Below are 22,506 nucleotides of genomic sequence, written 5' to 3' on the forward strand. Positions count from 1 at the left end.
GCGGCGGACGGCCGCCGCTCCGGCACCAGCCGGCTACCCCGCCTTCTCCGCCAGCTCCAGGAACTGCCGCTTGCCGGCGAGCGCCTTCTCCGCCTCGCGGATCCGCTTGGCGTCACCGGCCGCCCTGGCCCGCTCCAGCCGCTGCTCGGCCTCGGCGACCTGCTCGCGCATCTGGGTCAACAGAGGATTCGCCGACGGCTCGGTACGCCGCCAGGCCGAGTCCATCGTCTCGCGTACCCGGTCCTCAACCGCCCGCAGTCGACGGTCCAGCCCCGACGCCGCCTCGCGTGGCACCCGGCCGATGTCGTGCCACTGGCCCTGCACCTCGCGCAGCTTCGCCTGCGCGGTACGCGGATCCGCATCGATGTCGACCGCCTCCAGCTCGGTCAGCAGCGCCTGCTTGCGCTCCAGGTTGGCGCGCTGCTCGGCGTCGCGGGCCGAGAAGACCTCGCTACGGCGGGTGAAGAAGGTGTCCTGCGCCGAACGGAACCGTTCCCACAGCTTCTGCTCCGCCTCCTTCGAGGCGCGTGGGGCAGCCTTCCACTCGGCCATCAGCTCCTTGAGCCGGCTCGCGGTGCTGGCCCAGTCGGTCGACTCGGCCAGCGTCTCGGCCTCGGCGACCAGCTCGTTCTTCGCCGACTGGGCCTGCTTGCGCTGCGCGTCGAGGGTGGCGAAGTGCGCGCCCCGCCGACGGGTGAACCCGTCCCGGGCGGCAGCGAACCGCTTCCACAGCTCCCCGTCGGTCTTCTTGTCGACGCCGCGGATCGTCTTCCACTCGTCGAGAATCTCCCGGAACCGGTCGCCGGTGCTCTTCCACCCGGTGGACTCGGCCGCGAGCTGCTCGGCCTCGACCACCAGCTCGGTCTTGCGGGCCAGCGCGGCGGCGCGGGCAGCGTCGCGGGCCGCTCTGGCCTGCGCCGCCTTCTCCTCGGCGAGGGTCGCCAGCTTGTCCAGCCGGTCGGCCAGCGAATCGAGATCGCCGACCACATGGGCCTCGGCCAGTGACCCGCGCAGTCGTCGGATCGTGCTGAGCGAATGCGTCGCGTCGGCGGCGCCGGACTGCAACCGGGCCTCCGTCAAATCGACCTCGGTGACCAGGTCGGCGAACCGGCGGGCGAAGTGTGCCAGGCCTTCCTCCGGCGCTCCAGCCTGCCAGGACCCGACCGCGCGCTCTCCTTCGGCAGTCTTGACGTAGACCGTGCCGTCCGCATCAACCCGTCCGAAGGAAGTCCAGTCGCTCATGTGCCCATCCTCGTTCTCCCGGCGTCGCAGGATCGAGATGTCCCGATGGACGCCGCCACGGCGCAGTTAGGTTGCGGGTAAGTTTCCCCCGCGCATTGTCACAGGTCCAACCCTGCCGGCGTCGAGCGCCTGTCGCCGACCGTGACCATACGGTGTCCTTGTCGGTGGTTGGCCCACGAGTCGGTGCCAAAGGGGCCAAATTTCGACACTGAAGGTGATTGGCCGACTGCGCGGCGCAACAGGGCTACGGGTTACCGTGGAAGCCGTGCCCCCGCTGCGCGTCGCCTTCTGCCCACACCCGCCGGTGATCGTTCCCGAACTGGCCGGCGGGGCCGCCGCCGAGCTCGACGAGCTGCGGCGCGCCGCCACCGACGCCGTCCGGTCACTGGTCGACTGCCCCGCCGAGCGAATCGTGGTCATCGGCACCGACGATCCGTCCACCGATCCCGATCCGTCCACCGATCCCGATCCGACGGAGCGGGTCTGGCGGCCACCGTTGTCCGCCAGCTTCCGGCCCTGGGGGGTGGCGGTCGACGTACCCTTGGGCGCGGCGCCGCCCGGTGCCGCACCTGAGGCCACACCGGCCCCCGGCACCGCGTCGACCGGTGCCGGCCGCCGCCTGCCGCTGAGCCTGACCGTCGCGGCGTGGTTGCTCACCCGCGCCGGCGTCGACCCCGCCCGTACAGCGGTCGAGATGGTCGCGGTCCCCGCCGGTACGCCACCCGCACAGTGCCTACGGCGCGGGCGGCTGCTCGCCGGGTCCGCCGCAGCGGGACCCCGGACCGCCGCCCGACCGTGGGCGGCCCTGGTGATGGGGGACGGCTCCGCCTGCCGGGGTCTCTCCTCACCCGGCTACCAGGACGACCGGGCGGAACCCTTCGACGACGAGGTGGCCGCCGCCCTGGCCACGGCCGACCACCGGACCATCGCCCGTCTCGACCCGGCCCTGGCCGGTGCGCTGCGGGTCGCCGGCCGGGCCGCCTGGCAGGTGGTTGCCGGCACCGTTGCGGACGGCACCGTTGCTGCCGGCACCGAAACCCCCGGCGCTACGAACGGCGGTGCGGCGGCCGGCGATGTGATCGACTGGACCGGCCGGCTCACCTACTACGCCGCACCGTACGGCGTCGCGTACTTTGTCGCCTCGTGGGACCGGAACTGACCAACGGGCGCGGTACCGGGCCGCGCCGACCACCGACCATCCGCCCGGACCGGGTGGTGGCGGTGATCGGCCCGACCGCGGCCGGCAAGTCCGCGCTGAGCATCACCCTCGCCGAGCAACTTGGTGCCGAGGTGGTCAACGCCGACTCGATGCAGCTGTACCAGGGCCTGGACATCGGCACCGCCAAGCTCACCGTCGACGAACGGGCCAGCGTACCGCACCACCTGCTCGACATCTGGCCGGTCACCGCGCCGGCCAGCGTCGCCGAATACCAGCGGCTGGCCCGCGCCGCCATCGACGACATCCTGCGCCGGGGACGGCTGCCGCTGCTGGTCGGCGGCTCCGGCCTGTACGTGCGGGCGGTGCTGGAGAAGTTCGATTTCCCCGGCACCGACCCGGCGCTGCGTGACCGGCTCGAAGCCGAGCTCGCCGAGACCGGCCCGGGTCCGCTGCACGCCCGGCTGGCCGCCGCCGACCCGGCGGCCGCCGCCGCGATCCTGCCCGGCAACGGGCGGCGGATCGTCCGGGCGCTGGAGGTGATCGAGCTGACCGGGCGGCCGTTCACCGCCGCGCTGCCGGAGCCGGCGCCGTACTACGACGCCGTACAACTCGGTGTCGATCTGCCCACCGGGCCACTCGACGAGCGGATCGCCCGCCGGGTGGACCGGATGTGGGAGCAGGGCCTGGTGGACGAGGTTCGCGCGCTGCTCGGGCAGGGCCTGCGGGACGGCCGTACGGCCAGTCGAGCGCTCGGCTACCAGCAGGTGCTGCGGATGCTCGACGGCGAGTACGACGACGAACAGGCCCGAGCGGACACGGTGAGGGCGACCCGCCGGTTCGTCCGCCGGCAACGTTCCTGGTTCCGCCGCGACGCCCGGGTGTGCTGGCTCGACGGCGCCGACCCGGACCTGGTCCGGTCGGCGTACGCCGCGTTGCGCGCTCCGCGGCGCTGAGCGGCGCGGCTGGTGCCAACCCGGTCCGGGTACCGCGCCAGAACCCGGTCCGGGTACCGCCAGCCGCCCAGGGTCAGTTGTCGGCTGCCGCTGACCGTTGCTGGATGGTGGGCACACCGGCCGGGGCGGTGGCCACGGACGGCTGTTCGGCCACGGCCGGCTGCGCGACGACGGCTGTCTGCGCGACGACGGCCGGCTGCGCGGCCGCGTCCGAGGCCTGCGCCGCGGCTCGGACCGCAGCGGCCACCGCCGGTGCCACCCGGGGATCGAACACGCTCGGCACGATCACCGTCGGGTTGATCCGATCCTCGCCCACCACATCGGCGATGGCCCGCGCCGCCGCCAACGCCATATCGTCGGTGAACGACTCCGCGTGGGCGTCGAGCATGCCCCGGAACACGCCCGGAAACGCCAGTACGTTGTTGATCTGGTTCGGCTGGTCGGACCGCCCCGTCGCGACCACGGCCGCGTGCCGGCGGGCCTCGCGCGGGTCCACCTCGGGGTCCGGGTTCGCCAACGCGAACACGATCGAGTCCGGCGCCATGGCGGCGATGTCGTCGCCGGTCAGCAGGTTCGGCGCGCTCACCCCGATGAACACGTCCGCGCCCCGGAGCGCGCCGGGCAGATCCCCGGCGTACCCGGTCGAGTTGGTGTGCTCGGCCAGCCATTGCCAGGTGGGGTTCAACCCGCTCAGTCCCTGGTGCAGCGCCCCCGGCCGGTCGTAGGCGATGACGTCGCCGACGCCCTGGCGCAGCAGCAGCTTGATGATGGCGGTGCCGGCCGCACCTGCCCCGGAGACCACCACCCGTACGTCGCTGAGCTGCTTGCCGACCACCCGCAGTGCGTTGGTCAGCGCGGCCAGCACGCAGATCGCCGTGCCGTGCTGGTCGTCGTGGAAGACCGGGATGTCGAGCAGCTCCCGCAGCTTCGACTCGATCTCGAAGCAGCGCGGCGCGGCGATGTCCTCCAGGTTGATCCCGCCGTAGCCGGGGGCGATCGCCCGTACGATCGAGACAATTTCGTCCGGGTCCTGGGTGTCCAGCACCACCGGCCAGGCGTCGACGTCACCGAACCGTTTGAACAGCGCCGCCTTGCCCTCCATCACCGGCAGCGCGGCCGCCGGACCGAGATTGCCCAGCCCGAGCACTGCCGAACCGTCGGTCACCACCGCCACGGTGTTGCGCTTTATGGTCAGCCGGCGCGCGTCGGCCGGATTGTCGGCGATCGCCAGGCATACCCGCGCCACCCCCGGCGTGTACGCCCGGGACAGTTCGTCCCGGTTCCGTAGCGACACCTTTGGGGCTACCTCGATCTTGCCGCCCAGATGCAGCAGGAACGTCCGGTCCGACACCTTGCGGACCTCGACGCCGTCGAGCGCCTCGAGCTCCTTGACCACGTCGTCGGCGTGCGCCGCGTCGGCCGTGTCGCAGGTCAGGTCGACCACCACGCTGACCGGGTCGGAGTCGACCACGTCAAGAGCCGTGACGATGGCACCGGCATCGCCGACACAGGTGGTCAACCGGCCGATCGCGGACGCGTCGGCGGGAATGCTGATCCGGATGGTGATGGAGAAGCCGGCACTGGGCAGGCGGGTGGTCGCCACGGGATCCCTCCGTCGTTGGTGGGGCGGCCGGACCGGGCCGCTGCACCATTCTTGCGCGTGATCCGCACCGTGCCCGCTCCGCCCCGCGTACGGCGTGCCGTAGCCGTTCAGCCGCAGGTCGCGGCGGCCCGGCGTCGGCCGCGAACGGGCCCGCACAGGACGCGACCCGGCCGGGTACCGGCCGTGCGGGCAGCCCGCGTCCTGATATGTAGGTGCGGCGCGGCCGTCGGCGTGTCACGATCGAATCCTGAGGAGGCAGCTTTTGCGTACATATCGTGCCGAGGAGACGGTTCACCCGCCGTTCCACCTGTCGACCGCCACCGACCCGGACGGCCGAACCGACCCGGACGGCCGAACCGGCCCCAACGGTCAAACCGGCCCGGACGGTCCGATCGAGCCGACGGACGACGACACCACCGTCGGCGACCTGGAGCTGGCCGACCGGCACGCGCTGCGCCGCGTCGCCGGGCTCTCCACCGAACTCGCCGACATCACCGAGGTCGAGTACCGCCAGCTGCGGCTGGAGCGCGTGGTGCTGGTGGGAGTCTGGGAGAGTGGGACGGTGACCGACGCGGAGAACTCGCTCACCGAGCTCGCCGCGCTCGCCGAGACCGCCGGGTCCCAGGTCCTGGAGGGCCTGATCCAGCGCCGCGACCGGCCCGACCCGGCCACCTACGTCGGCCGGGGCAAGGTCGGCGAACTCGGCGACGTGGTGCTCGCTTCCGGCGCGGACACGGTGATCTGTGACGGCGAGCTCTCCCCGTCGCAGCTGCGCAACCTGGAGCAGAAAGTCAAAGTCAAGGTCATCGACCGGACCGCACTGATCCTGGACATCTTCGCCCAGCACGCCAAGAGCAAAGAGGGCAAGGCCCAGGTCGAGCTGGCCCAGCTGGAGTACCTGCTGCCCCGGCTGCGCGGCTGGGGCGAAACGCTGTCCCGGCAGACCGGCGGCAGCGGCCGTGGCGGCGGCGCCGGCGGCGGCGTCGGCCTGCGCGGCCCCGGTGAGACCAAACTGGAAACCGACCGGCGCCGGATCCGCACCCGGATCGCCCGCCTGCGGCGGGAGATCAAAGGCATGCGGACGGTACGCGAGACCAAACGCGCCCGGCGCACCCGCAACGCGGTGCCGGCGGTGGCGATCGCCGGCTACACCAACGCCGGCAAATCCAGCCTGCTGAACCGGATCACCGGTGCCGGGGTGCTGGTCGAGGACGCGCTGTTCGCCACCCTCGACCCGACCACCCGCCGGGCGCACGCCGCCGACGGCCGGGTCTACACCCTGTCGGACACCGTCGGCTTCGTTCGGCACCTGCCGCACCAGATCGTCGAGGCGTTCCGCTCCACCCTGGAGGAGGTCGCCGAGGCCGACCTGGTGGTGCACGTGGTCGACGGTGCCCATCCTGACCCCGAGGAACAGGTTCGCGCGGTCCGCGAGGTGCTCGCCGAGGTCGGCGCCGACCGTCGCCCCGAGTTGCTGGTCGTCAACAAGATCGACGCGGCCAGCGAGGAGGAGCTGCTGCGGCTCAAGCGGCTCTGGCCCGACGCGGTCTTCGTCTCCGCCCGGCAGGCCCGGGGCATCGACGACCTGCGCGCCGCGATCGAGCAACGCCTGCCACGACCGGCCATCCAGGTCAGCGTGATGCTGCCGTACCACCGGGGTGACCTGGTGTCCCGGGTGCACCACCGGGGCGAGGTCCTCGGTACCCGGCACACCGCCGCCGGTACGCTGCTGCAGGCGCGCGTCGACGAGGCACTCGCCGCCGAACTCCAACCGTTCCTGACTCCGGGCGAGTGACATTCTTCCCGCAAACTCAGTGATCCACCGAAGACTTCACGTGATTGATCACGGTGTAACAGTCGGACTGAGGCCGGCGTGCGACACTCGTCGGATGCGTCGGCTCCTGACCCCGGCCACGATCGCCGTCGGACTACTCACGATCCACCTCCTGACTTCGGCCGGCCCCGCCATGGCCCTGCCCGCCCAGGACCCGTCCCCGCCCGCTGCCCAGCAGGTGACACCGGGCGAGTCGGTCTGCGAGATCACCGACGAGCGGCTGCGGGAGGTCTCCGGTCTCGTCGCCACCGCCGACGGCTACGTCGTGGTCAACGACAGCACCGAGATCGACAGTAACGAGCGGGTGTTCTTCCTCGACTCGTCCTGCGACGTCGCCAACGCTGTCCAGTACCCGACACCACCGCTGGACCCGGAGGACCTGGCGATCTCCCCGGACGGGCAGACGCTCTGGATCGCCGATGTCGGGGACAACCCGACCGCCGACGAGCGTCGCGAACGAATCGCGCTGTGGTCCCTGCCAATCGACGGCTCCGCCCAACCGGTCATCCACCGGGTGAGCTACCCGGACGGCCCGCACGACGCCGAGGCGCTGCTGATCGCCAACGACGGCACCCCGCTGATCATCACCAAGGAGACCGGCCCGTCCGGCCTGTACCGCCCGGTCGAACAACTTCGCAGCGACAACGACGACCCGGTGCCGATGGAGCGGGTCGGCGAACTCGAACTGCCCACCACCAGCACCCCGAACCTGTTCGCCGCCGCCGGCCGGCTCACCGTCACCGGCGCGGCCCGCTCCCCGGACGGTAGCCGGGTCGCCGTCCGCACCTATGCCGACGCCTTCGAGTGGGACCTGCCGGCCAACGGCGACATCGTCGCGACGCTCACCAGCGAACGCCCCCGGGCCACCCCGCTCACCGACCCGTTCGGCGAGTCGATCGCCTACTCCCCGGACGGCACCACCTTCCTCACCGTCTCCGACGTCGCCGCCCTCGACGAGGGGACCCCGGTGGAGATCCTGCGATACACCCCGAGCACCGAGGTCGCGGCGGAGGCCGACGATGCCGGTGGCGGCAGCGACCGGGACGGACCGTCCTGGCTCAACCGGATCAGCCTGCAGGAGATCAACCTGCTGATCGCGGCGGTCGGTGTGCTGGGCGCGCTGCTGGTCGGGCTCGGCATCTTCGGCATCGTCCGGGCCCGGCGGTCGACGCGGGCGGCCCGGTCGGCGGTGGCCGGCGCACGCGGCGTGGGCCGCGTCGGCCGCGACCCGGACCGGTCCGACCGCGACCCGGGGGACCGGGACGGCGCGGCGGCCTACGCCAGCGATTCGCTGGGCAGCGGTGCCTACGCCAGCGGGGCACTGGGCAGCGGCGCCCTGCCCGGTGGCGGACCGGCCCCGGCCGGCCGCAAAGCCGGCGGCGTCTACGGCGCGGCGAAACCCGTCGCCGGGTCCACCGCCCCGGCAGCGCCGGGTGGCGGCGTCTACGGCGCGGCGGCGGCAAGACCGCCCGCCGCCGACGGCGGCACGTACGGCGCAGCCAAGCCCGCCACCGGTGGCCGGGCCGGCGTCTACGGGGCCGCAGCACCGCCGCCGGACACTGGCGGCTACCGCCCGGCCGGCGGGGTCGATTCCGGAGCGGTGTACGGGGCGGCGAAACCGGCGCCCCCGGCTCGGCCCGGCGCGGGCGGCGTCTACGGCGGGACCGGGCACTCCGGCCGATCACGCGAGCGCGGGGACGCACGCGACCCGGGCGGATCCTGGGACCTCGGCGGCGACTACCCGGGCGACGGCTACCCAGCCGACCGCTACGACCAGCCACGAGCCGGCAGCGGGCCGCGCCCACCCGCCGGCCGCAGCGAGCGGGAACCCGGCGTTTACGGCCGGTCCGCCCCCGAACACCCGGACGAATGGCGCGGCTGACACCCTGCGGCTGACACCCCGCCGAGGTCTGGTGCGCGCCGGGTCAGACCCGGCGCAGCACCGCTACCACCCGGCCCATGATGGTGGCCTCGTCACCGGGGATCGGGTCGAACGCGGCATTGTGCGGCATCAACCAGACGTGCCCGTCGCGCCGCCGGTAGGTCTTCACCGTTGCCTCGCCGTCGATCATCGCGGCGACGATCTCCCCGGAGTCGGCGGTCGGCTGCTGACGTACCACCACCCAGTCGCCGTCGCAGATCGCCGCGTCGATCATCGAATCGCCCTTGACCTGCAGCATGAACACCTCACCCTCGCCGACCAGCTCGCGGGGCAGCGGGAAGACGTCCTCCACCGCCTGCTCGGCCAGGATCGGCCCACCGGCGGCGATCCGACCCAGCATCGGCACGTACGCCGGAGCCGGCCGCAGCGCCCGCTCGGCCTCGTCGTCGGCGGCGTCGTGCGGCGGACGCACGTCGACCGCCCGGGGGCGGTTCGGATCCCGGCGGAGGAAGCCTTTGCGCTCCAGCTCCTTGAGCTGGTAGGCGACGCTGGAGGGGGAGACCAGGCCGACCGCCTCGCCGATCTCCCGCACACTCGGCGGGTAGCCGTGCCGGTCCACCCAGCTGCGGATGAATTCCAGGATCCGGCGCTGCCGGGCGGTCAACTCACCGTTGACCGGCTCGGGGAAGGCGCTCACCACCGGTGTCACGGCGCGCAACCGGGACTCGCCGGAGCGGCTGCCCCGCCGTCCACGTATCGACGCACCGGCGTTGACCGTCGTCGCGCCGCCACTGCCGCTACTCTGCTGAGGCGGGCCCGCCCTGTCGTCGCTCGACACATCCGTCCTCTCCCCGGCCGTCAGATCGCGTCCTGATCGGCACCAATGGTGTCGACCAAGACGGTAACCAGAGATCCGGTCAGGTTCAAACATCTGTACGAGATGTCGTCGCGTGTCGCGTCGGCGCAGGCCGTGTCGTGTCGGTGTGTGTCGTTCCGGTGCGCCGTCGCGGCGTCGGTCGTGACGGAATCTGTGGTAGAAAACTATCGTACACACGTTCGATCGGATTTCGGTGGCGGCATGGGCGGTAACCCTCGGGCAGGGATCGGTGTTGGCAGAGTGACGACGCGCCGAAGGGTGTCGGTCAACTTGACCGGACCCCGGTTGCGGCCTACCGTCGACCCCAACATCTAGTAGTTACAAGGGCGTAAGTTGTCCACAGGTTGGGTCTCCTGACTGAGAGCAATGTCTCCAGCAGGCTGGCCCCGCGTACCCGCGACAACCTGCGGTGACCACTGCGCGCCCATTTTCGACCTCGCGGCTCGACGGAAGGGACATCGGCATGCGCTGCCCGTACTGCCGGCACGCCGACTCGCGCGTGGTCGACTCGCGGGAAGCCGACGACGGCCAGCTCATCCGCCGCCGCCGGTCCTGCCCGGAGTGCGGCAAACGGTTCACCACAGTCGAGGAGGCGGTGCTCGCCGTGGTCAAACGCAGCGGCGTCACCGAGCCGTTCAGCCGATCCAAGATCATGGGCGGGGTGCGCAAGGCCTGCCAGGGCCGACCGGTGGACGACGACGCGATCGCCCTGCTGGCCCAGAAGGTCGAGGAGACCGTCCGGGCCAAGGGCGCGGCCGAGATCCCCAGCCACGACGTCGGGTTGGCGATCCTCGGGCCGCTGCGCGAGCTGGACGAGGTGGCGTACCTGCGGTTCGCCAGCGTCTACCGGTCCTTCGATTCGCTGGACGACTTCGAACGCGAGATCGAGACGCTACGGGCCGCCGCCGGGGCGCGGGAGGCCGCGACGAGCCCGGCGGCGGCCGGGGCCGGGCCCGGCTGACCGGCCCGCCGCGACTCGGGAAGAGCAAGGCGTACGGCCGACCGCCGGTCCCGGCGGGTACGGCCGGAGAAAAAGCTGAACGGCAAGACGGAAACGACCGCGTGGCACGACGCTGCGCGAGAGCCTGAGGGGGCGATCAGATGGCGGGGGAAGGTGTGACCGCGAAGACAGGCGGTAGCGGTAGCGGCGGCACGGCGAAGGCCAACGGCGCGGCGGGTTCGGCCAAGGCCAACGGTGCGGCGGATTCGGCCAACGGTGCGGCCAAGGCCAACGGCAAGGCCGGATCGACGAACGGCAAGGCCGGATCGGCCGCGGGCTCCAACGCGCGGGTACGGGCCAAGGCCGGCGCGGCTGGCCTGACCGTCGAGCGGGTGTGGACCACCGAGGGCGTGCACCCGTACGACGAGGTGACCTGGCAGCGCCGCGACGTGGTGATGACCAACTGGCGCGACGGCACGGTCAACTTCGAGCAGCGCGGCGTGGAGTTCCCGGAGTCGTGGAGCGTCAACGCGGCCAACATCGTCACCACCAAGTACTTCCGTGGGGCGGTGGGTACCCCGCAGCGGGAATGGTCGCTCAGGCAGCTGATCGACCGGGTGGTGAAGACCTACCGGGCGGCGGGGGAGCAGCACGGCTACTTCGCCACCCCGGCCGACGCCGAGATCTTCGAGCACGAGCTGACCTGGATGCTGCTGCACCAGGTGTTCAGCTTCAACTCGCCGGTCTGGTTCAACGTCGGCACCGCCTCCCCCCAGCAGGTATCAGCGTGCCAGCCGTACCACTCGCTCGTGAGCACGCCGGCCGGCCTCGTCCCGATCGGCAAGCTGGTCGAGGAAAACGCCGTCGGAGCCAAGGTCTACGACGCACACGGGCTGACCCGAATTCTCGCGGTCCAGGCCAATGGCATCAAGGACGTATTGCGCCTGCACACCAAAGCCGGCTACACCCTGGACGTCACCGCAGACCACCTGGTCTGGAAATCGACCGGCGAGGGCACCGGTCGGTTCGTCGAAGCCGGCACCTTGGTCGCTGGCGACACTCTCGAATGGCACCGGCGGGGCAGCGACGGCGAGGCGGAGTTCCACCCCGGCGACGTCCACGAGGCCGCGCTGGCCGGTTGGCTGCAGTCAGACGGCTTCGTCGGCCAGTACGATCAGGGCACCAACCGGTCGCTGACAATCGAGGCGATGACCGTCAACGACGACGAACTCAGCTGGGTCGTCGCCGCGATCGACCAGGTCTTCCCTGGCGCGCACCGCCATGAACGCCGCGTCGTCACCCAGGACGTCACCCTCGACTGCCGGCGGACCCGGTTGTACGGGAAGAATCTGCGCCCGTTCATCGACAAGTGGGGCCTGCTTGCCCGGGGCACCGAGATGGAGGTGCCGGCAACGCTGTTCACCGCGCCGCTGCCGGTCGTCGCCGCCTATCTGAAGAGCATCTTCCAGGCAGAGGGCTATGTCTCGGCGCGTGAGGCGTCCACCTTGGTCGGCGTGGACATGATCGGCGAGCGGTTGATTCGCGGGCTGCAGCGGCTGCTGCTGCGCTTTGGGATCTTCGCCCGGGTCGGTTTCAAGGCCGACCCGCGACCGAACCGGCACGGCACCTGGTCGTTGCGCATCCAGAACCACGGCGACCGGGACACCTTCGCCGCAGAAATTGGGTTCGTCGACGCCCGCAAGTCCGGCAAGCTGGAGGAGAGCTTTGCCAAGGTGGGCCGGTCCGCCAAGGCGACGAAACGCCTCGTCATCGACCGGGTCGAACCGCTCGGGGCGATGGAGGTCTACGACATCCAGACCGAGTCGGGGGAGTACCTCTCCGACAACCTGCGAGTGCACAACTGCTTCATCCTCGCCGTCGACGACTCGATGGATTCCATCCTCGATTGGTACAAAGAGGAAGGGCTGATCTTCAAGGGCGGCTCCGGGTCCGGGGTCAACCTGTCCCGGATCCGCTCCTCCAAGGAACTGCTGTCCAGCGGCGGCACCGCCTCCGGCCCGGTCAGCTTCATGCGCGGCGCCGACGCCTCGGCCGGCACCATTAAGTCCGGCGGCGCCACCCGCCGGGCCGCCAAGATGGTCATCCTCGACGTCGACCACCCCGACATCGAGGAGTTCGTGCAGACCAAGGCCCGCGAGGAGGACAAGATCCGGGCGCTGCGCGACGCCGGATTCGACATGGACCTCGGTGGTGCCGACATCGTCAGCGTTCAGTACCAGAACGCCAACAACTCGGTCCGGGTCTCCGACGAGTTCATGCGGGCGTACGAGGACGCCGGCAGCTTCGACCTGCGGGCCCGGCTCGACGGCTCGGTGATCGACACCGTCGACGCCAAGAAGCTGTTCGGCACCATCGCGCAGGCCGCCTGGGAATGCGCCGACCCCGGTCTGCAGTACGACGACACGATCAACGACTGGCACACCTGCCCGGAGAGCGGACGCATCACCGCGTCCAACCCCTGCTTCGCCGGCGACACCCTGGTCCACACCGACAAGGGGCTGATCCGGTTCGACGCCCTAGTGGACCGGAGCCGTCAGGGCGAGTCGTTTGGCGTCTACACCCACGACGCCACCAACCCGGACGCGCCCGCTGACCAGGTCGTGCTGACCAGCCCCGAAGCGGTCATGATCACCGGGACGAACGAGATCACCCGGCTCGAGTTCAGCAACGGTATGGTGCTGCGCTGCACCCCGAACCACCGGATCTGGACCACCAACCGGGGGTACGTCGAAGCTAGGGACCTCACCCCGGACGACCAGATCCTGCCGCTCAACCAGCCCACCCCGGCGACCGCCGCGTCCTGGGAGTTCCGCATGCGCGCGGACGCCAGGGTGTCACCCGGCGACGTCGTGCCGACCAAGTGGCAACGTGAGTCCCGACTGCCGGAGAAGTGGACCGAGGACTTCGCCCACCTGCTCGGCTGGCTGGTCGGCGACGGCTCAGTCCGGGAAGGCACCCCGGGCGTACGCGGCAACGGACCCGGTGCCAGCTGGGTCTACAGCCAGTCCGACCCGGAGGCCATCGTCCAGCGGCACCAGACGGTGCTGGAAAGCATCGTCGGCCTGCGATTCGACCCGGTGCAGATGCCCAACGGCACCGTGCAGCTGCGCAGCAACCGTACTGCCGTCGTCGACTTCCTGACCGGGCTCGGCGTGAGCACTGCCCGCGCCGTGGACAAGCGACTGCCGTCGTCGGTGCTGGAGGCGCCGCCCGAGATCCAGGCCGCCTTCCTGCGCGGGCTGTTCGACGCGGACGGCTGCGCCGCCGAGACCGCCAACGGCACCCGTTACGTCGGGCTCGGCGCGGTCTCGATCGAACTGCTCCGCGAGGCGCAGCGTCTGCTGAGCGGGTTCGGCATCGGCAGCCGGATCTACGCCACCCGCAAGGCCGGTGACACCACCTTCCGGTACACCACGAACGGTGGCGACGAGCGCGAGTACCACGGCAAGCAGCTCTACGACCTGCGGATCAGCGGGGAGAACATCCGCCTGTTCGCCAGCCGGATCGGGTTCGACCACCAGGCCAAGGCCCAGCGGGTGGCCCGTTGGCTCGAACAGCACCGGTTCTACCGGACGGATCAGACGGCGAGGTTGGTCAGCCGCGAGTTCGACGGTTTCGAGACCACCTACAACCTGTCCGAGCCGCGCAACCACTCGTACATCGCAAACGGCGTGGTCGTCCGGAACTGCTCGGAATACCTGCACCTTGACAATTCGTCGTGCAATCTGGCGTCGCTTAATCTGATGAAATTCCTGCGGGCCGACGGCGGCTTCGAGGTGGAGAAGTTCGTCCGCTCCGTCGAGTTCGTCATCACCGCGATGGACATCTCCATCTGCTTCGCCGACTTCCCGACGCAGAAGATTGGCGAGACCACCCGGGCGTACCGGCAGCTCGGCATCGGCTACGCCAACCTCGGTGCGCTGCTGATGGCCTCCGGCCTGCCGTACGACTCGGAAGCCGGCCGGTCCTACGCCGCCGCCATCACCTCGGTGATGACCGGTACGGCGTACCGCCGCTCGGCTGAGCTGGCCGGTGTGGTCGGCGCCTACGACGGCTACGCCCGCAACGCCGAGGGCCACAAGCGGGTGATGCGCAAGCACGCCGCCGCCAGTGACGAGATCCGTCCGACCGGCCCGACCGCCACCGCCCTGGCCCGCGAAGCCGCCCGGCAATGGGAAATGGGCAACAAAATTGGCGAGAAAAACGGCTGGCGCAATTCTCAGGCAAGTGTATTGGCGCCCACTGGGACAATAGGCTTGATGATGGACTGCGATACCACCGGCGTCGAGCCGGATTTGGCGCTGGTCAAATTCAAGAAACTGGTCGGCGGCGGCTCGATGCAGATCGTCAACCAGACGGTGCCGCGCGCGCTGCGTAGCCTCGGCTACCCGGAGGAGCAGGTCGAGGCGATCGTCGAGCACATCGCCGACCACGGGCACGTGGTTGACGCGCCAAGCCTGCGTACCGAGCACTACCCGGTGTTCGACTGCGCGATGGGGGAGCGGTCGATCGCGCCGATGGGGCACGTGCGGATGATGGCGGCGGTGCAGCCGTTCATCTCCGGGGCGATCTCCAAGACGGTCAACATGCCGGAGGCGGCGACCGTCGCCGACGTCGAGCGGATCTACTTCGAGGGCTGGAAGCTGGGCCTGAAGGCGCTGGCGATCTACCGGGACAACTGCAAGGTGGGCCAGCCGCTGTCGGCGGCAAAGTCGGACAAGGCCAAGGAGACCGCCGCCGCCGAGCAGGCCAAGGTGATCGAGAAGGTCGTCGAAAAGGTCGTCGAGTACCGTCCGGTGCGTAAGCGGCTGCCGAAGAAGCGCCCGTCGGAGACGGTGTCGTTCTCGGTCGGCGGTGCCGAGGGCTACCTGACCGCCTCGTCGTACCCGGACGACGGCCTCGGCGAGGTCTTCCTCAAGATGTCGAAGCAGGGTTCGACGCTGGCCGGGGTGATGGACGCCTTCTCGGTGGCCATCTCGATCGGCCTGCAGTACGGCGTACCGCTGGAGACGTTCGTCGCGAAGTTCACCAACATGCGCTTCGAGCCGGCGGGCATGACCGACGACCCGGACGTGCGGATGGCCGCGTCGGTGATGGACTACATCTTCCGTCGCCTGGCGTTGGACTTCCTGCCGTACGACCGCCGGGCCGAGCTGGGCATCTTCACCGCCGCCGAGCGGACCGCGCAGATGCGGGCCGAGGCGGAGGCGGAGAACGCGGCGTCGGAGCTGTCGGAGATGGCGGTGTCCGCGCCGGTCGAGCCGAAGCATCCGGAGGCGAAGGCACCGTCGTCGGCCGACTCCGGCAGCGGTACGGCGACCGAGCCGGCCGCCGCGAGCACGCCGGCTCCGGCATCGGTGCACTCGTCGACGGAGCTGCTGGAGGCGGTGATCGGCAAGGCCGCCGACGCGCCGCTCTGCTTCACCTGCGGCACCAAGATGCGCCCGGCCGGCAGCTGCTACGTCTGTGAAGGCTGCGGCTCCACCTCCGGCTGCAGCTGATCGAACACGTGTCACGGGGAGCCGGATGTGATCCGGCTCCCCGTTCGCGGTCTGGCTGATGACGGCACCGCCCCGGCGGGGCGATCATCTGGCGGTGGGGACCGCTGAGGTGTACGTCGACTTTGCCCGCCGGCAGGCGTCCGGGGTGTCGCCCAGTTACGAGCGGCTGGCGTACGCGGTCGCCCGCGACGACGATCTCTTGGCGCTGCTCGACTCGTTGCCGCCGCCGACCCGGCAGCCGAACCTGCTGTTCGGCGTAGTCCGGCTGCTCGGCGGGCCGGTCGACGACCCGGCCGCGTTCCACGATTTCACGGTGGCGCACTGGCCGGCGGTCGAGGCGCAGATGCGTCGCCGGCTCACCCAGACCAACGAGGCCGGCCGGTGCGCCGTACTGCTGCCGGTGCTGGCGGCGTTGCCGCAGCCGCTGGCGCTGCTGGAGGTTGGCGCGTCGGCGGGCCTGTGTCTCTACCCGGACCGGTACGCCTACCGCTACGACGACGGCCCGACCGTGGGGGACGGTGAGCCGGTGCTCGACTGCGCGACGACCGGGTTGACGCCGCCGCGTACCCGGCCGGAGGTGGTGTGGCGGGCCGGGCTGGACCTGACCCCGCTGGACGTCACCGACGCCGACGACGTCGCCTGGCTGGACGCGCTGATCTGGCCGGAGCAGGAGCATCGGCGGGCCCGGCTGGCGGCCGCGGCGGTGGTGGCGGCGGCCGATCCGCCGCTGCTGGTCCGGGGCGACCTGGTCGACGACCTGCCGGCCCTGGCCGCGTCGGCACCGCCGGCGGCGACGCTGGTCGTGTTCCACACCGCCGTGCTCTACCACGTGCCGGCACCGCGCCGGTCGGCCTTCGTCGACCTGGTACGCGGCCTGCCCGGCCACTGGGTGGCGAACGAGGGGCCGGACATCCTGCGGCACGGCACGTTGCCGCCGCCACCGGACGACACGTTGCACAACGTGCTTGCCCTGGACGGCCGGCCACTGGCCTGGACCCGCCCACACGGCCAGGGCCTGACCTGGTTCGGCTGACGGTCCGCTCCGGGCGGGTGATCCCGACCCCGGGTCCATGATCACTTGATGCTCTGCTGGGATCGTGTCGGCGTGTCGGCCGGTTTTTCATCAAGTGATCATGGCTGGCCGGGCTGGTGCAGCCAGACCCGCAGGGCGCCGATCGGGGCGAAGCCGTGTGCGCGGGCGCGGGCCAGGTCGTCGCCCTGCTCGTAGCCGACCAGCGGCAGCCCTGGGAAGTGGGCGGCTGCCTCGATGATGGCGGCTGTCCAGACATCGGACCGGCGGCTGCTGTCGGCGGCGAACAGGTTGGACAGACCGACGACGTCGCCGTCACAGGTCAGGACGAAGCCGCCGGCGGGCCTGCCGTCGCCGCTGTCGCCGAACAGCTCGACGAAGCCGTCCGGGGTGAGGTCCAGGGTGGCGAAGCTGTCCTTGACCGAGCATCCCGGCGACGTCGTGTCGATCCGGTCGAGGATGTCGGCGGGTGTCGCGTCGGGACGCAGGGTGACCGCGTCGGGATAGTACGGCGGTGTCCGGCGGGCGCTGCACCAGGCGGCGTCGTCGACGGTGTCGGGGCAGCCGTGGGAGCGGGAGACCGCCGCGCACCAGCCGGCGTTGTTGCAGGCCGCCGCGCTACGCATCGCAGACTGCTCGATTTCTGGCATGTCAGGGCAGCTCCAGGAACTCCAGGACGGCGTCCTCCATGGCGAGCGACCAGTTCGCGCGGCTCGGCCTGCCGGAGCGCCTGCCGGCGGACGGAAAGCAGTAGCTCCGGAGTGGGCTGCCGGGACTATCAGACGCCCCAGTCCCGCCGGGGCACCGCCGCCTTCGTGATCGTGAAGTGTTCCGACCCGCTCGACGTCGCGTCGTCCCGGGTCTCGGTACGGTCCATCACCACGTGCCGTCCGAAGTTCGGCACGAGTGGGCGGCCGGTCTCCCGCTTGAGCCACAGCCGGAGCAGGTGGCGTTGCCGTCCCGGCTCGGGGTGGTCGACGAACTCCGTCCGCGAGTGCAGTGCGGCGTAGTTCAGCAGCCACTGGATGTCGCCGGGCTGGAAGTCCATGTCGAGGGCCACGCCGGGCTCCTGGCTGATGTCGTCGAGCAGGGTCAGCACCTCAAGCTGCTCCGGGGTCAACGGCGGCACGTCCGGATAAGCCTGGGCGGCCTTGATCATGCCGCTGCCCGCGTACATGCTGAACACGCCCTCGGTCCAGCTGACGATGGGCGAGGTGTACCAGTCGGCCGGCGCGTCGGGGTCCTGCCGACGCCAGTCGAAGTACCACGGCTCCAGCAGCAGCGGCGCGAGGGTGGGGCGCCGCCGCAGCACCTCGTTGAACAGGGTGGCCCCGCTGACCAGGCTGCTCGCGCCGCCCTCCTTCGCGGGCCGCAGGCACATCAGGGCGACCACGTCGGAGCTGTCGGAGTGGAAGGGCAGCCTGTCCCGTACCCGCGACGGTAGGGCGGTGCGGTCCTGCAGGGTCTTGTCGGACGTGGCGATCACGTGATCGACGAGGTCGCCGAGCTCGTTCTGCCGCATCGGCACGCCGAGGTGCAGGCCCATCAGGTAGAAGATGGCTGCGGCGAGCGTGTCGTCGTAGTCGTCCATCCGCAGACCTCGGACCAGGACGAAGCCCCGACCGGAGTCCATCTCCCGGCCGAACCCGGTGATCGCCCCGGCGGTGACCGGGAGCGGGTACTCGGCGGCGGTGATGGTGCGCAGGTCCGGATCGTCGGCCACGAAACGGCGACCGACCTGCTCAAGCTCGTCGATCTGTGTGTCGTTCAGGTGGTGGATCCACTCTTGGTTGGCGGAGAGCTGGTCGCCCCGCCACGCGCACGGGGCGGTGACCGGGGTGAGTGCGGGGACAGTGGTCATCGTCGGATGCTTCCTTTCGGCTGCCCGGACGGGTCGGCTGCCCGGACAGGCGCTACGCCGAGGCCGGCCGCCAATGCGCTGGGGTACGAGCATCGCTTCACCTGCCCGGCTGGGGTGCGGGGGTGAAGTCGAACTCGCGCGTCGGAGCCGTCTCGGACTGGCGGAGACAGGGATGGGAATTGCCGCGTCACGCGGCCTTCGGTCACCATCGATGAAACGGGTCGCTACCCGTGGATGGGTCGAACGCCGTGGCGGCACCGTGCCCGATTTTGGGCAGAGTGGTGCCAAAAGGCGGGGCTGCGGCGTTAGAAGCGTACGAGGGCCTTGCCGGCACCGGTGCCGGGGCGGATCGCGGGGAACTCCGGGCCCTTCCAGTGTCCGATCGGCGCACGAGTGATGGCTGGTACGGCCGCGACGGGCTTCTCCCAGCTCATGTCCACTCCCGGGTCGACGGATTCACGGGGCAATCTGTTGGCGAAGCTAGCCGCCGCCCTACGTCTTGTCAACAGGGATGGTGTATCGCCATGTGACACGCGTGTTAACTGATGACGGTGCTTCTCCCGGTTCGGTAGACGCCGCCAGGCGAGATCACATCCCGTATCTTGACATTGGATTTCTCGGCCCGTACGTTCGCTGCAAGTCGGTGAGAGCGTCAGGTGCTGCTGGGGTGCAGCCGGGCGCGGCCCGACCGAGTAACGGCCACGCCAGCTCGGCGATGCCATGAACCTGCGTGCCAGACCGATCCCGTCGGCCGTGAACACCCCATAAACCAGCTACTTCCTTCGCTGCACAGCCCTGTCACCAGTTCCGGTGTCAGGCGACCTCAGCTGCATACACAAGATCAGGAGTGGTGACATGAGCACACGACGTCTGGGCGCGGTGGCGGTCTCCGCCGCGCTGCTCCTCGTGAGCGCCTGCGGCGGCAACGACGACTCCGGCGACGCCACCGGTGGCGACACCAAGGTTTCCGTCACCAGTTTCGGCTGCGAGATCTGGAACACCTGGGCGATCGACAAGGGCATCTACGCCAAGCACGGACTGGAAGTCGAACTGGTCCGGGCCGGCGGCGGTTCGGCGGCGGTGGCCGCCGTGCTCTCCGGGGCGGCCGATTTCGGTTACGTCAACGGCTACACGGCGATCAACGCCTACAACACCGGTTTCCCGATCCAGATGGTCTCCGGTGCGAACGTCAACGCACTGCCGCCGGCCGAGCCCGCCCAGGGCGTCTTCGTCGGCAACGACTCACCGATCGACGCTCCCACCGATCTCGTCGGCAAGAAGATCGCCGTCAACGAGATCAACGGCATCAACCAGATCGTGACCTCGAACTGGCTGAAGGCCAACGGGGTGGAGCCGGACAGCGTCAGCTTCGTGGCGTTGCCGTTCGCCGAGCAGATCCCGGCGGTGCTCAACGGCCGGGTGGACGCGGCGCAGCTGGGCTACTCGCTGCTGGGCGACAACAACGACACCGTACGGAGCCTGGCCGACCCGTTCGCCAGCATCGAGAAGGTCTACATCGCCACGTACGTCTCCTCGAAGGAGTTCGTGGCCGACGGCGACGCGGCCGGGCGCTTCCACGAGGCGCTGACCGAGACCATGCAGCAGCTGGAGGACCCGGCCAACACCGACGAGTCGTTCCGGTTGCTGTCGGAGTGCCAGAAGGTCCCGGCGGAGACCCTGGCCGCTCAGCCACAGAACGCGCTGGAGCCAGCGGTCGACATGGCCGCGTTGGAGCAGATGGCCCAGCAGATGGTCGACCTCAAGCTGATGCCGGAGACGCCCGACCTCGAGTCCTTGGTCGCCGACTTCGCCCGGTCCTGAGCCGCTTCCGGACAAGGACGCGGCGTGGCAAGGACGCAGCGTACGGAAGGGAGACGTGACATGGCGCCTGGCGTCGGTGTGACCCAGACAGTCGAGTCGACGGTCCGTCCTACGCCGCCCTCCGGCGGGCCGATCCCGGCCCGCCGGAGGCGCCCCGTACCCGATTGGGTCATCGGGCTGGCCGGCGTGGCGACGATGCTCGTGCTATGGGACCTGGTGGTCCGCAGCGGTGCGGTGTCCACGGACTCCCTGCCGTACCCCGGCACCACCCTGCTGCGCGTCGGCGAGCTCCTCGTCGACCCCACCTTCCTGACGGAGGTGGCGCACACCCTGTGGGCCTGGCTGATCGCCATGGCCGCCGCCAGCGCCGTCGGGATCCCGTTGGGTCTGACCCTCGGCTACTTCTCCGCCCTGAACCGACCCGCGTCCTCGGTCGTCCACGCCGGCCGGTCGATCCCCTCCTCGGCGTTCCTCCCGATCGCCATCCTGCTGTTCGGGCTGGGCACGCAGATGAAGGTGTCGCTGGCGATCTACGCGATCTTCTGGCCGATCCTGCTGAACGCCATGTACGGCGTCCGGGACACCGAACCGCTGATGCTGGCCACGGGCCGCAGCATGGGCTGGGGACGGCTGCGGCTGCTGCGCCGGGTGGTGCTGCCGTCGGCAGCCCCCTCCATCGCCACCGGCCTGCGGGTCGCCAGCTCGACGGCGCTGATCGTGGTGCTCTCGGCCGAGCTGCTCGGCGCCACCAGCGGCGTCGGAAACGTGATCACCACGTACCAGCAGGCGCAACGCCCGGACTTCGTATACGCGGGGATTCTCCTCGTAGGAGTGCTCGGAATGCTGCTCTATTACGGCTTCAACCTGGCCGAACGCCTCATCGTGCCGTGGGGCCAGGCGCAACGGGAGGGCGGGAAATGAGCACCAACGACGCGACGCGGCCGAGCCTGGTCGGCTCGGCGCTGGCGGTGGGGCGGAGCGTGCAGTCACTGTGGCTGCTCGCGTTGCTTCTGGTGGTCTGGGAGATCGCCGCCCGGTTCGCCGGCTCCCTGTTCATCCCGCCGGTGTCGCAGATCTTCGTCGCCTTCGTCGACACCTGGCTGTCCGCCTCACCGTCGTCGCTGTTCCTCAGTGCACAGTTCCGCACCGACGTGCTGCCCAGCCTGGCGCGACTCGGCCTCGGCTACGGCGCGGCCGCCACGGTGGGCATCTGCGCCGGCATCCTGATCGGCGTGTGGCGGCCCGCCGGTGCGTTCTTCAACCCGCTGATCCGGCTCGGCATGTCGGTGCCGGTGACCGCGCTGCTGCCCATCGCGATCGTGGTCTTCGGCATCACCAGCGGCATGAACGTCTTCCTGATCGCGCTCGGCTGCCTGTGGCCGATCCTCATCAACACCTACGACGGGGTCCGCAGCCTGGATCGCACCGCGGTCACTGCCGCGAAGAGCCTGCGGTTGACCCGGCGTCGCTACTTCCTCCAGGTGCTGCTGCCCGGCGCCAGCCCGGCGATCTTCGCCGGCCTGCGGATCAGCATCGGCATCGCCCTTGTCCTCATGGTGATCTCCGAGCTCTACGCCGCGACCGCCGGGCTCGGCTTCTACATCGTCAACCAGCAGCGGCTGTTCCGGTTCCCGGAGCTGTGGTCGGCGATCGTGCTCCTGGCGCTGTTGGGAATCCTCTTCAACGCCATCTTCGCCCTGGTCGAACGCCTGCTGCTCGGCTGGCACCGCAACGTGCGCCCGGACGGCGCGGAACGTCACTGACGGCGCGGAACGCCACTGA

General features: G+C 70.4%; 15 protein-coding genes and 1 pseudogene. 10 read left to right on the top strand and 6 right to left on the bottom strand.

Annotated features, from left to right (window positions below; translation table 11 throughout):
• Window positions 1-33 precede the first annotated feature (33 nt).
• A complete protein-coding gene (locus tag ACN27J_RS32255; protein WP_421371927.1) occupies window positions 34-1,242 on the bottom strand; it encodes a DUF349 domain-containing protein in 1,209 nt (402 codons plus the stop codon).
• Between the two features lie 265 nt (window positions 1,243-1,507).
• Between ACN27J_RS32255 and ACN27J_RS32260 the strand changes: the two genes are divergently transcribed.
• Window positions 1,508-2,401: a class III extradiol dioxygenase subunit B-like domain-containing protein gene (locus ACN27J_RS32260; protein WP_421371928.1), complete on the top strand. Its 894-nt coding sequence runs from the start codon at window positions 1,508-1,510 to the stop codon at window positions 2,399-2,401.
• Entirely contained in the window at window positions 2,398-3,354 is a 957-nt protein-coding gene (gene miaA / locus ACN27J_RS32265; RefSeq protein ID WP_421372649.1) for a tRNA (adenosine(37)-N6)-dimethylallyltransferase MiaA, read from the top strand. Before ACN27J_RS32260 ends, miaA begins: the two co-directional genes overlap by 4 nt.
• A gap of 213 nt (window positions 3,355-3,567) precedes the next feature.
• Here the strand turns inward: miaA and ACN27J_RS32270 are convergent.
• Window positions 3,568-4,957, bottom strand: a pseudogene (locus ACN27J_RS32270) (NAD-dependent malic enzyme); the annotation flags it as partial.
• A 391-nt stretch (window positions 4,958-5,348) separates the two neighbouring features.
• Between ACN27J_RS32270 and hflX the strand changes: the two are divergent.
• Together hflX and ACN27J_RS32280 are read left to right on the top strand one after the other, a co-directional pair.
• Window positions 5,349-6,752, top strand: a complete 1,404-nt coding sequence (gene hflX, locus ACN27J_RS32275) for a GTPase HflX (protein ID WP_421372651.1) — start codon at window positions 5,349-5,351, stop codon at window positions 6,750-6,752.
• Between the two features lie 94 nt (window positions 6,753-6,846).
• Window positions 6,847-8,673 (top strand): hypothetical protein, encoded by a 1,827-nt coding sequence (locus ACN27J_RS32280; RefSeq protein ID WP_421371929.1) that lies wholly within the window; start codon window positions 6,847-6,849, stop codon window positions 8,671-8,673.
• 43 nt (window positions 8,674-8,716) lie between these two features.
• Here ACN27J_RS32280 and lexA read toward each other — a convergent pair whose 3' ends face one another.
• Window positions 8,717-9,511, bottom strand: a complete 795-nt coding sequence (gene lexA, locus ACN27J_RS32285; RefSeq protein WP_421371930.1) for a transcriptional repressor LexA — start codon at window positions 9,509-9,511, stop codon at window positions 8,717-8,719.
• Window positions 9,512-10,013: 502 nt separating this feature from the next.
• Between lexA and nrdR the strand changes: the two genes are divergently transcribed.
• From nrdR to ACN27J_RS32300, 3 genes are all read left to right on the top strand, one after another.
• Window positions 10,014-10,511 carry a transcriptional regulator NrdR gene (nrdR, locus tag ACN27J_RS32290; RefSeq protein WP_421371931.1) on the top strand — a complete coding sequence of 166 codons (498 nt, stop codon included), beginning with the start codon at window positions 10,014-10,016 and terminating at the stop codon, window positions 10,509-10,511.
• Window positions 10,512-10,882: 371 nt separating this feature from the next.
• Entirely contained in the window at window positions 10,883-16,012 is a 5,130-nt protein-coding gene (locus tag ACN27J_RS32295) for a vitamin B12-dependent ribonucleotide reductase (RefSeq protein WP_421372653.1), read from the top strand.
• 94 nt (window positions 16,013-16,106) lie between these two features.
• Window positions 16,107-17,045 (top strand): DUF2332 domain-containing protein, encoded by a 939-nt coding sequence (locus tag ACN27J_RS32300; protein WP_421371933.1) that lies wholly within the window; start codon window positions 16,107-16,109, stop codon window positions 17,043-17,045.
• A gap of 98 nt (window positions 17,046-17,143) precedes the next feature.
• Here ACN27J_RS32300 and ACN27J_RS32305 read toward each other — a convergent pair whose 3' ends face one another.
• The 3 genes from ACN27J_RS32305 to ACN27J_RS32315 all read right to left on the bottom strand — a co-directional run bounded on the left by ACN27J_RS32305 (window position 17,144) and on the right by ACN27J_RS32315 (window position 19,337).
• Window positions 17,144-17,668 (bottom strand): hypothetical protein, encoded by a 525-nt coding sequence (locus ACN27J_RS32305; protein WP_421371934.1) that lies wholly within the window; start codon window positions 17,666-17,668, stop codon window positions 17,144-17,146.
• A gap of 152 nt (window positions 17,669-17,820) precedes the next feature.
• Window positions 17,821-18,903, bottom strand: coding sequence for a TauD/TfdA family dioxygenase (locus ACN27J_RS32310; protein WP_421371936.1), 1,083 nt, complete (start codon window positions 18,901-18,903; stop codon window positions 17,821-17,823).
• A 305-nt stretch (window positions 18,904-19,208) separates the two neighbouring features.
• Window positions 19,209-19,337, bottom strand: coding sequence for a hypothetical protein (locus tag ACN27J_RS32315; RefSeq protein WP_421371937.1), 129 nt, complete (start codon window positions 19,335-19,337; stop codon window positions 19,209-19,211).
• 421 nt (window positions 19,338-19,758) lie between these two features.
• Here ACN27J_RS32315 and ACN27J_RS32320 point away from each other — a divergent pair, with 421 nt between their 5' ends.
• From ACN27J_RS32320 to ACN27J_RS32330, 3 genes are read left to right on the top strand one after another with little or no spacing between them, the layout of a single operon-like run.
• The gene (locus ACN27J_RS32320) at window positions 19,759-20,724 is read left to right on the top strand and encodes an ABC transporter substrate-binding protein (protein WP_421371939.1); all 966 of its coding nucleotides are present in this window, start codon (window positions 19,759-19,761) and stop codon (window positions 20,722-20,724) included.
• A 60-nt stretch (window positions 20,725-20,784) separates the two neighbouring features.
• Complete coding sequence (locus ACN27J_RS32325; protein ID WP_421371940.1) at window positions 20,785-21,645, top strand: ABC transporter permease; 861 nt, start codon at window positions 20,785-20,787, stop codon at window positions 21,643-21,645.
• A complete protein-coding gene (locus ACN27J_RS32330) occupies window positions 21,642-22,487 on the top strand; it encodes an ABC transporter permease (protein ID WP_421371941.1) in 846 nt (281 codons plus the stop codon). The genes ACN27J_RS32325 and ACN27J_RS32330 overlap by 4 nt, the downstream gene beginning before the upstream one ends.
• Window positions 22,488-22,506 lie beyond the last annotated feature (19 nt).

The sequence above is a fragment of the Solwaraspora sp. WMMB762 genome (assembly GCF_049179115.1).
In the GTDB taxonomy this organism is placed as follows: Bacteria; Actinomycetota; Actinomycetes; order Mycobacteriales; family Micromonosporaceae; genus Micromonospora_E.